Annotated in this window: 12 protein-coding genes; 9 read left to right on the top strand and 3 right to left on the bottom strand. The window is 49.9% G+C overall.

The annotated features are described in order from the left end of the window. Positions 1 to 58 precede the first annotated feature (58 nt). Entirely contained in the window at positions 59 to 1,186 is a 1,128-nt protein-coding gene (gene nusA / locus Q1K24_RS07690; protein ID WP_300368389.1) for a transcription termination factor NusA, read from the bottom strand. A 235-nt stretch (positions 1,187 to 1,421) separates the two neighbouring features. Here nusA and Q1K24_RS07685 point away from each other — a divergent pair, with 235 nt between their 5' ends. The 7 genes from Q1K24_RS07685 (at position 1,422) to Q1K24_RS07655 (ending at position 6,370) form a co-directional block, all read left to right on the top strand. Then, positions 1,422 to 1,667 (top strand): HP0268 family nuclease, encoded by a 246-nt coding sequence (locus tag Q1K24_RS07685; protein WP_300368386.1) that lies wholly within the window; start codon positions 1,422 to 1,424, stop codon positions 1,665 to 1,667. Between the two features lie 5 nt (positions 1,668 to 1,672). Then, a complete protein-coding gene (gene miaB, locus Q1K24_RS07680) occupies positions 1,673 to 2,974 on the top strand; it encodes a tRNA (N6-isopentenyl adenosine(37)-C2)-methylthiotransferase MiaB (protein WP_300368383.1) in 1,302 nt (433 codons plus the stop codon). Then, entirely contained in the window at positions 2,967 to 3,590 is a 624-nt protein-coding gene (locus Q1K24_RS07675) for a lysophospholipid acyltransferase family protein (protein ID WP_300368380.1), read from the top strand. The genes miaB and Q1K24_RS07675 overlap by 8 nt, the downstream gene beginning before the upstream one ends. A gap of 200 nt (positions 3,591 to 3,790) precedes the next feature. Beyond that, entirely contained in the window at positions 3,791 to 4,255 is a 465-nt protein-coding gene (locus Q1K24_RS07670; RefSeq protein ID WP_300368377.1) for a hypothetical protein, read from the top strand. Between the two features lie 60 nt (positions 4,256 to 4,315). Further along, positions 4,316 to 5,278: a hypothetical protein gene (locus Q1K24_RS07665; protein WP_300368374.1), complete on the top strand. Its 963-nt coding sequence runs from the start codon at positions 4,316 to 4,318 to the stop codon at positions 5,276 to 5,278. 1 nt (position 5,279) lies between these two features. Further along, positions 5,280 to 5,807, top strand: coding sequence for a hypothetical protein (locus tag Q1K24_RS07660; protein WP_300368370.1), 528 nt, complete (start codon positions 5,280 to 5,282; stop codon positions 5,805 to 5,807). After that, a complete protein-coding gene (locus Q1K24_RS07655) occupies positions 5,804 to 6,370 on the top strand; it encodes a hypothetical protein (protein ID WP_300368368.1) in 567 nt (188 codons plus the stop codon). Before Q1K24_RS07660 ends, Q1K24_RS07655 begins: the two co-directional genes overlap by 4 nt. Here Q1K24_RS07655 and tilS read toward each other — a convergent pair. Both tilS and rimO read right to left on the bottom strand, forming a co-directional pair. Then, positions 6,307 to 7,308 (bottom strand): tRNA lysidine(34) synthetase TilS, encoded by a 1,002-nt coding sequence (gene tilS / locus Q1K24_RS07650; RefSeq protein WP_300368366.1) that lies wholly within the window; start codon positions 7,306 to 7,308, stop codon positions 6,307 to 6,309. The two genes, Q1K24_RS07655 and tilS, sit on opposite strands and share 64 nt — an antisense overlap. Beyond that, positions 7,301 to 8,617 carry a 30S ribosomal protein S12 methylthiotransferase RimO gene (gene rimO, locus Q1K24_RS07645; RefSeq protein ID WP_300368364.1) on the bottom strand — a complete coding sequence of 439 codons (1,317 nt, stop codon included), beginning with the start codon at positions 8,615 to 8,617 and terminating at the stop codon, positions 7,301 to 7,303. Before rimO ends, tilS begins: the two co-directional genes overlap by 8 nt. Before the next feature lie 178 nt (positions 8,618 to 8,795). Here rimO and Q1K24_RS07640 point away from each other — a divergent pair, with 178 nt between their 5' ends. After that, complete coding sequence (locus tag Q1K24_RS07640; RefSeq protein ID WP_300368362.1) at positions 8,796 to 9,509, top strand: YdiY family protein; 714 nt, start codon at positions 8,796 to 8,798, stop codon at positions 9,507 to 9,509. Between the two features lie 10 nt (positions 9,510 to 9,519). After that, positions 9,520 to 10,356 carry a mechanosensitive ion channel domain-containing protein gene (locus Q1K24_RS07635; protein WP_366903755.1) on the top strand — a complete coding sequence of 279 codons (837 nt, stop codon included), beginning with the start codon at positions 9,520 to 9,522 and terminating at the stop codon, positions 10,354 to 10,356. Positions 10,357 to 10,414 lie beyond the last annotated feature (58 nt).

The following is a 10,414-nucleotide window of genomic DNA, read 5'->3' as shown; positions in this document are numbered from 1 at the left end:
TAACGACTAACGACTAACGACTAACGACTAACGACTAACGACTAACGACGATATTGCGTCACTCTCCAAACAGCGCTTTGAGTGCATCCGGATTGACCGGTTTTTCCTCTTCGGTCGCCCCTTCGGTTGTCGCGCCGGCCACGGTCGTTGCGATTTCGTTCAGTTCGATCTGATAACCCGTCAGCATCGATGCCAGGCGGATGTTGATGCCGCTTTTTCCGATCGCTTTCGATTTCTGGTCGCTTGGCAGTGTGACCATAGCCTTGTCATCCTCGATCTTTACGCTGTTGATGATCGCCGGGCTGAGTGCGCGTGCCACGAAGATCTCCGGAATCGGTGAATATTCGATACAGTCGATGTTTTCGCCGTGAAGTTCCTGGCTGACAGCGTTGATGCGTACGCCGCGTACGCCCACTGTGGCACCGACCGGATCGACGTTGGGGCTCGTTGCCGTCAATGCCACTTTCGCCCGTTCGCCCGGGATGCGTGCCGACTTTTCGATGATGACGAGACCGTCGGCGATTTCCGGTACTTCCTGCCGCAGGAGCTCTTCGAGAAATTTCGGCATCGTTCGGGAAATCTCCAGATGGATGCCGAATTTTTTGTCGATGCCCACATAGCGGAGGATGCCCTTGATCGTTTCGCCGACTTTGAACGACTCCCCTTTGATGCGGTTGCGTTTCGGCAGTACGGCACGTACTTCGTCGATCTCGATGTAGGTGTTCTGTTCGTTGTCGACACGTGTTACCGGGCCGCTGATAATCGTGCCGATCATCGCTTTGTACTTGTTGAACATCTGCTCTTCGACGAACCGCTGAATATGATATTCGATCTCATGGTAAAGTGCGGCCGCGGCACTCCGGCCGAACTCTTCGAGGTTGATCGGTTCCCCGGTCAGCTCGTCTCCGACTTCGACATCCGGATCGAGCTCTTTTGCCTCTTCGAGTGCGATGAACTTTTCCGGTTCGTCCACAAGGCGCGGATCGTCCGCCTCGACGACGGTGATTTTCTGTCTCAGGATGTAGGTTTTGTTCGCTTCGTCGATTTCGGCATCGTAGTCGCACCCTTCGCAGATGACTCGCTTGGCTGTCTGGATGAGTGCCGTTTTGAACGCCTCTTTGGCCGATTCGGGAGGCAGACCTTTTTCATGGGCAATGGAGTCGATAATATCTATGATTTTTTCCATCGGTTCAACAATTCCTTCTAAAGTTTATGATTGATTTTTTTCGTGCAGCAGGCTATGCAGTCTATTGAGACGCCAATTATACTGAAAGCAATCTTTAACATTTATAAAAAGTTTACTTTCAATTCGATATAATCGGGCAATTATTATGCGCTTTACGAATGAAGCGAATGAAGCGTGAAGGTGGTTGAAAAGTCTCTGCCATCTGATCGCAATATTACAATATCAGGAAGAGAGCATGGAACTTAAAGCAGCAAGAACGGAATTGAACGCGAAGCCGAAGGCAGTCAGTGTCGAGAAAATCGAGAAAGAGCTCGAAAAAGATGGACAGAAAATTTTCTATTTTGACAGAGAGAATTCCCACAAAGATCTGATGGAGATGGTCGAACATTTCGAAGAGAAGGGATACAGCGTCTATTTCCGGGAGATCCGTTTCGGTCTGGACGAAAATGATTATCTCTACGAGGTGCATATCCTGGTCTGATGCGGATGGGTAAAAAATTCTACATCGAGACGCTCGGCTGTGCGATGAACGTACGCGACAGTGAGCATATGATTGCCGAGCTTACGACAAAGGAAGGGTACGAACAGACCGAAAATCTCAAAGAGGCCGATCTGATCCTGATCAACACCTGCAGTGTGCGTGAGAAGCCGGTCAACAAACTCTTCAGCGAAATCGGCCTCTTCAACAAACGCAGGAAAGAGGGGGCGAAGATCGGCGTCTGCGGATGTACCGCGAGCCATCTCGGTGAGGAGATCATCAAACGGGCTCCGTTCGTCGATTTCGTACTCGGAGCCCGGAACGTCAGTAAGATCACAGAGGTGCTTCACACCCCCAAAGCGGTCGAAGTCGATATCGATTACGATGAGAGCCGGTATGCGTTCGGCGAATTCCGCACATCCCCCTACAAGGCCTATGTCAATATCTCGATAGGATGTGACAAACAGTGTACCTTCTGCATCGTGCCCCACACGCGTGGCGACGAGGTTTCGATTCCGGCCGAACTGATCGTGCAGGAAGCGCGAAAAGCGGCGCAAAGCGGTGCCAGAGAGATCTTTCTGCTCGGACAGAACGTCAACAATTATGGACGCAGGTTCAGCGGAGAGCATCCAAAGATGAACTTCACCGGCCTGTTGCGGGCTGTCAGTGAGATCGAGGAGGTGGAGCGGGTCCGTTTCACCTCGCCCCATCCGCTCCATATGGATGACGAATTTCTCAAAGAGTTCGCAGAGAATCCGAAAATCTGCAAATCGATGCACATGCCGCTGCAGAGTGGATCGACGCAGATTCTGAAAGCGATGAAACGGGGGTACACCAAAGAGTGGTTTCTGGACCGTGCCGTGAAACTGCGTGAGATGGTTCCCGACGTTTCGATCAGCACCGACATTATCGTCGCTTTTCCGGGTGAGAGCGAAGAGGATTTCGAGGAGACGATGGATGTAATGGAACGGGTACGCTTCGAGCAGATTTTCAGTTTCAAGTACTCGCCTCGTCCGCTGACACCGGCGCAGGATTATGAGCATCAGATCTCCGACGAGGTGGGTTCCATGCGTCTGAAAAGGCTGCAGGAGCGCCATAACGCGATGCTCGACGAGATGAAATCGGAGCGGGTCGGGAAGATTTGCGACGTCTATTTCGAAGAGCTGCGTCCCGGAGGCATGATCGCCGGCCGAAGCGACAACAATATGCTCATTTCGGTGCCTGGTAGTGAAGAGCTGCTTGGAAAAACGGTGAAAGTCCGTATCACCGAAGCGGGCCGTACAAGCCATCGCGGGGAAGTGGTTGCGTAAACGTTTTTTAAGAGAGCTTGCTCTCTGGATCGTTCCCCCGATCGGGGTTGTGCTCATGTGGTTTCTCTACCTCACCAACAGAAAGGTATGGTGTTTCAAGAGAGAGGTGCCTGACACGCCCTTCGTCGTTCTTTTCTGGCACGGCGAGCTTCTGATGGCGCCCTTTATCTTCCGGAAGACCGCGCCGAAAACCCGTGTCAACGTCATGATCAGTGACCATTTCGACGGGGAGATCATTACTCGTATCATTGCCCCTTTCGGTCTGCGAACTATCCGGGGTTCGAGCCGGAAAGGAGCGGCAAAAGCGCTCATAGCCGCACTCAAGAAGGTAAAAGAGGGGGAGAGTATCGGTATTACTCCCGACGGGCCGAAGGGGCCGCGCCACAGTGTCTCCGACGGAGCCGTCGTGATTGCCCGAAAAGCGAAGATTCCCATCGTCATTCTCAACTGTCGACCTTCACGCTACTGGCAGGCGAAAAGCTGGGACAGGTTCGTAATTCCAAAACCCTTTGGTACAATAGAGTACTACGCTTCCGAACCGATCGATATTTCCGGGATGGAGAAAGAGTCGGCCAGGGAGTTGATTCGCGAGAGGATGCTTGAACATGCAGTTTAGAACCCATCCCAAACATTCCTGTATACGGAAGTTGCACCAAAACGTGTGGGAATACGCGGAAAACCGTCAAGGCTCTATTCAGGCGTCTCAGAGGCAGATATATGCGATACTACGGGCAGATTCAATTTTTCCCCACCCATCGCTGGTGCCCCCCATCGAAGAAGCATCGACCTCTGCTTCCCTGCACAGGACTTTTTGAGATGAGTTCCAAAATCACCTATCTACTGTTTGCGGTGCTGTTGTTGGGAGGCATGGCGATTTTTGCATGGACCAACCCCTCCTATCAGAAGGCGTTTGAAGCGAAATGGCACTATTTTATGGGAGATTATGATGAAGCCTATGCGTTGGCCAAAGAGGCTTACGCACTTGACCGGTACAACCGGATGGCATTGACGGTGATGACACAGACCGAAGTGGCGGAGCGCTATCTCGGTTATATTCGTGAAGGTGCCGGATTTTTGCGTCAGATAGAAGATATTGCCAACCATCCGCCGATCAGCGAAGCGGACAAGATCCGAATCAAAATGATGTGTGAAGTAATGATAGAGCGGTATGAAAAGCTTGTCGCGACACGGTTGACCGATGACGAACTCGTCGAGCGTGCACACAATATCTACGAAAAGTTCAAAAGCCTCTATAGCTCACTGTTCAAGGGTGCTTCATAGAGATGCCTTAAGCAAAAATAGTTTAAGATATTGACAATTGATATCTGACAAAGGGAAGATGTGGGGAAATTGCAGCGCTATTTCTGGCCGAAAACGGCTCTTCTTTTTTTTCTCAACGAGGAGAAAATAGAGGCTGCATTCGGTTATGTCGAGAAGGATGAAATCGATATTCTGGAACGCCGCATCATCTCTTCGGAAAATCGGTCGGAGTTGCTCGATTGGTATGAAGAGATTTGCCACACCTATCCGAAAACCTATGTCGCCGCCATGCTCGATACGATCAACCAGGGAGCGTTGCCGGAATGCGGCAAACCTGCTTTCGAACGTTTCGGTGTCGATGCGGCACTCGTCCATTCTCTATGCATCGACGAGAAATGGATGGCCTATACCTCGCTGGTAGAGATGAAATGGTTCGAACAGAAGTTCAAAGGGATGGAGTTCGACCTGCTTTTCTCCCCTTTTGTTCTGCTCTATCAAAGAAGCAAGCCGCTTCTCGAAGAGAATCCCGGCCTCTTTTTGCTTCATCAGAAAGGCGTCGCTTTTATGGCTGTACTTTCTGCCGAACAGATGTGGTATGCCCAGGTCCTCCTCGTTTCGGAAGGAAAGATGGAAGAGGAGCGGTTCGAAACGGAGTCGGAGGAGCCAATCGAAGAACTCTCGTTCGATTTGGACATGCTGGATGAAGATGAAGAGGTTGCCCCGATCAGTGATGTCGATATCCTGGGTGAATTCAAAGAGGATATCGGAGAGGGCTCAAAGAGTCTGGAAGATGAGTCCGCGCTGGAACTTCTGGAGTACAATCTCAACTTTTTTGAAGAGATGAAAGAGGCGATTGCGAAATTTTACCATGATGATCGTTATCCCCACGCATTCATTGAAAAAGTTACGATTTTCGATATGGATGAACTCGAAAGTGATTTTGTGCGATACATCGAAGATGAATTGTTTATGCAGGCGAGCCTGGTGCGGTTCGATCCGATCGATGTAATGGCCGAACTGGTATGTGAAGAGATAGGCAGATAGCATGCGATTCAGTTTTATCCATCCGAAACCGAAGCCAAAGCTGGATCAGGAAAGCAGAATACTGGTGATATTTTTGGCAATAACACTGCTGCTGATTTTTGGATTTTCAACATTCGTTCTATTGAAAAAGCGTTCGATGGAGAGCGACATCGTGACGATGAAGCAGGAGACGCGGCAATTTAGAGGCAAAAGCGAACGTTTCAAAAAAGAGATTGCCCGGATTGAACGGCTCGCACAAAAGTATGAGACGATCAATACAAACAACACCCTTCTGAAAGAGAGTATTCAAAACCTGTTCGATCTTGTACCCGATCAGATTACGTTGACCAAGGCCATTCTCGACAAGGAGGGGCTCGTACTGTACGGCGTGACCCCTTCCAAAGATGTCTACAACTATCTGCTGCTTGCTCCGCTCAAGTCAGTCTTTCAACGCAATGTCACGACGTTCTATCCGCTCGAGAACGGATGGTGGCGTTTCGTTTCGGTCAATGAGGGAAGCATCGAAACCGGAAGCGAGGTGGAGGAATGAGTTTCAAAGAGATTCGCCTTATCCGATTGTTGATGTGGATTCTTTTCTATCTGCTGATTCTCTTCGTCCTTATTTTCGCTTTGGTGATTCCCGCGGTGAAATCCTACAAAGCCGTCAACAAACAGTATGCGGAAGAGAAAGCGCACTATCTCGCGGCCAAGGATGAACACGATACGATTTTCGACAGACTCAAGTCACTTCAGTCCAAGAATCGGAAAATCGTCGAAGCGTTCGAAAACCGGTGGAATGAAAAAGAGTTCATTGCGAAAGCGAAAAACTATTTTCTGAAAGTCGATATGAAGCCGGTCGATGTCAACGAGACTGACTCCTATTTCAAGGTATACGAAATCAATGCGATGGCGAAAATGGATTCGCCACAGAATTTCTACAAGTTTCTGGATGCCCTCCCCTCCATCCCCTTCGTTATCCAGGCAGATTTTCCGATCGCGTTCCGTGCACATGGCGGCGATGAAATCGAAGGTATATTCCGTATACGTGTCTACGAAGAGAAACTGTCGAGTGCCGAAAGCAACCGTTCCAAGCCATCCGTTACAAAAAGATAGGGGCGAATCTTTTCCGGAATTTTACTGCTTCTGCACCGCTCCCTGAACTGTTTCGGCATCTCGGTTTTCGTATAGGGTGCGATCCAGACGAATCGTTCTGTGATCTCTACGACCCAGATGCCTCCGATAACGACCGAACGGTTGTTCACAATCTCCTCTTTCTGTGCTCGGGTGAGCAGATAGCCGTTCTCTTTCAACTGACGGTCGACAAGACGGATGGTTTGTAGCTCCGATTCCGGACGTTTGAAAAGCGTCAGATTTTTGTAACGGAAGATGGCGTTCTGCGGTGGAAGGAGCGACTGTTTGTCTGCGAGCAGATAGCGGAAACTTCGTGCGATACCTTCGCTGCACTCCTCCATCAAAAAGGCAGCGGCCTGATGTCGGAAACGGTTGCGTGTGTATCTCTCTTCGAGATTTGTGGTATCGACAAAATAGTGAATCTGCCTCTCCTCCAGATAGGAGAGGAGCGATGTTTTCGGTGTAAAAAGAAGCGGTCGGACCAGTGTGTAACATTTGCGCTCCTCGACAGGCTGCATCCCGACCATTTCGGCAGTTCCGCATCCTTTGCAAAGCTGCATGAGTGCCCATTCGAGCATATCGTCGAGCTGGTGGGCCGTCACGAGATTCTCGTATCGCTCTTCTGCGATGATGTTTTCAAAAAATGTGTACCGGATTTTTCGGGCCCGATGTTCGAAATCTCTTCCCTCGACTTTTCTTTCCAGAAGAAAGAGTTTTTTGCCATCTTGTTCTGCCAGGGATTTCGCATAGGATGCCTCCTCGTCGCTTTGTGGCCGGCTTTTGTAGTTGACCAGTGCGATATCGAAGGGGATCTTCTTCTCTTTCAGCAGATGATAGAGTGCAGTGGAGTCGATTCCGGCCGAAAATGCGAGCAGATTTTTTCTGTTTCGGAGCTGTTGAAGCGCTTCGGGTTCAAGCATATGCGACAATGCGTCCCAGCAGTTGGGTTCCCACACAATCGGTCACTTCAACCTCGTAGGTTTTTCCATATTCGACCGGTTCGATCTCGCTGTCGTTGATGAGAACTTCGCCGTCGATTTCCGGTGCCCAGAGCAGCGGGCGTGCGGAGAGAAGAAATTCATGCTCTTCGCTGGGCCCCTCGACGATCATTTTCACACTCGAGCCGACCATGTTGGCAAGTGAGGTTTTTGTCGTCTCTTCGACGATCTCTCCAAGTTTTTCTGCTCTTTCACGAATCGTTTCCGGATCGATTTTCGGCTCCAGATCATAGGCGCTCGTCCCCTCTTCGTCGGAGTATTCGAAAATATTTACACGGTCGAATCCGAATGTTTCGATGAATTCGCAAAGTTCCTGGAACTCTGCCTCCGTCTCGGTCGGAAATCCGACGATCACACTGGTGCGAACGAAACTGTCGGGTACCATCTTCATGGCATGCAGCAGATCCTTGATCTTTTCGCTTCCGATGCCCCGCTTCATCGTTTTGAGAATACGGGGTGTGATGTGTTGAATCGGCATATCGAAATAGTTTTGGAATATGGGTGAATCGGCAACGGTTTTGATGAATCCCATCGAAGTGGTGCTTGGATAGAGGTAGAGGATGCGTGCGCTTTTGACCCCCTCAATGGCTTCGATGGCATGGATGAGCTCCACAAGTCCATCGTCGATTCCGAGATCCCTGAGATAACTGCTGGAATCCTGGGAGATGAAGCTGAAATCGTAAAATCCCTGTTCCACAAGCCGTTTGACCTCCTTCACGACACTTTCGAGCGATCGGGAGTGAAGCTTTCCTTTGAAGCCGGGAATGGCACAGAAACTGCATGTCTGGTTACAACCTTCCGCCAGTTTGACGTAGGCGTGCGAACGGGAGCCGGTTATGACGCGTTCATGGGCTTCATTGAGCAAAAATACATGGGGGGTGAAGCGGCTCTGTTTTTTCATGATCAGTTCGTCGATTTTGTCGTAATCTCCGACACCGGTAAAAATATCGACTTCCGGCATCTCTTTCTGCAACTCCTGCTTGTAACGTTCGCTGAGGCATCCCGCCATAACCAGTACAGACTCTTCTTTTCTCGCTTCATGCAGGTTCAAAACAGTCTGAATGCTCTCCTCTTTGGCCGCATCGATAAATCCGCAGGTATTGACGATGATGACATCGGCTTCTTCCGGTATCTGTGTCATTTCAAATTTTCGCAAACGGCCCAGCATCACTTCCGTATCGACGAGATTTTTCGTACAGCCCAGTGATACGATATGGAGTTTTTTGTTCATACAAATACCTCGTAGTACCCATCCTTGCAATGGGACTTAAATAACTTTTTTGGAATTCTACCATAAATTATGGAACCCAATTTGCTTTCAAACAGGTATACACGGGGAGGATCGCAATTCACATTGAGTTCACGATTTTCGTGTAAAAATCACACATTTCACTACAGGAGAGCAAGGAATGAAGAAAGTTATGGCCATTCTGCTGGCAGCGGGTGCACTGCTGGCGGCGGAGATGCAAGTGGGCGAATTCAAACAGCATATCGAGCTGGGATATCTGGGCACGAGCGGAAACTCGGACAGTCAGACCTTGAGTGCGCTTTACAGCAACGAATACCAGTGGTTGGAAACAACCGACCTGCACTTTCGTGCCGATGCCTATTATGGCGAAAAGGATGGTGACAAAACCGACGAACGCTACAGGGCGCACGCGCTGGCCAACCATATGCTCAACGACAGATGGTACGCCTATGCCGAAGCGGGTGTGCTGAGGAACCCATTTGAAGGGTTCGAACAGCAGTACAACGGCGGCATTGGTATCGGCTATATCGTTCTAGACAATGCCACACAGCTTCTGAAAGTCCGTGGCGGTTACCAGTACCGCTATGCCAATCTGACAACGGGTGACGATGAAGATTATCACTTTCTGAAGCTGGGAGCGAATCACGAATACCATTTCAATGAAAAGACGGATATCGTTTCCGAGCTCAATTTTCTGGAAGATCTGGAAAAAACGAACGACTATGAAATAGTGTTCCGCACTGCATTGAAAACGGCTCTGGTTGAGAATTTTTCTCTGCGTGTCGGCTTTGAGGTCAAATACGACAATTCGCCGGTAGATGACAAAGACAAGACCGACACGACGACAACTGTCGGTATTGTCTACGATTTTTAAAGGACAACGGATGAACATGGAGTTTTTACAGCATATCGAATGGAGTAGAGTCATCGATCTTGGGATCGTTTACGGATTGAAAATTCTTGGCGCATTGGCGATCTTCGTTCTCGGGAAATGGATCGCAAAAGTTTTGACCCGTGTTGTCAAAAAGGCGATGGAGCATGCGAAAGTCGAAGCGACGCTGGTCTCCTTTGTCGGGAACATGGTCTACATTCTTTTGATGGTCGTCGTCATCCTGGCGGCACTCAACAATCTCGGCGTCAATACGACATCATTCGTCGCTGTTATGGGTGCCGCCGGTCTGGCCATCGGTCTGGCGCTGCAGGGAACGCTCTCGAACGTCGGAGCTGCAGTGCTTCTCATATTGTTTCGGCCTTTCAAGGTTGGCGATTTTGTCGAAGCGGGCGGTACTGCCGGCGTGGTCGAGGAGATCAACATGTTCTCGACGATCTTCAAAACGGGCGACAACAAAGTCGTCATCGTTCCGAACAGTTCGGTGATCGGAGGGAATATCGTCAACTATTCGGCCAAAGAGACGCGTCGGATCGATTGGACATTCGGCATCGGCTATGATGACGACCTGAAACTGGCGAAAAAGACACTCGAAGAGATTTTGCTCGCAGATGATCGCATTCATGCCGATCCGGCTCCATTTGTCGCAGTCTCGGAACTGGCCGACAGCAGCGTCAACTTTGTCTGCCGTGCCTGGGTCAACACGCCGGACTACTGGGCCGTCAATTTCGATACGGTCGAAAAGGTCAAACTGGTATTCGACGAAAAAGGGATCTCGATACCCTATCCACAGATGGATGTGCACCTCGACAAAGAAGAGGCAGCAGCCTGAACCTTTCGTGCCGCCTGACCGTTTGGATCGTTACGGGCGGCATATCTCCATTCCAATC

It is taken from the genome of Hydrogenimonas sp. (assembly GCF_029932565.1).
GTDB lineage: Bacteria > Campylobacterota > Campylobacteria > Campylobacterales > Hydrogenimonadaceae > Hydrogenimonas.
The sequence above is the reverse complement of the archived record's forward strand: the minus strand, read 5'-3'. Positions and strand labels throughout refer to the sequence as shown.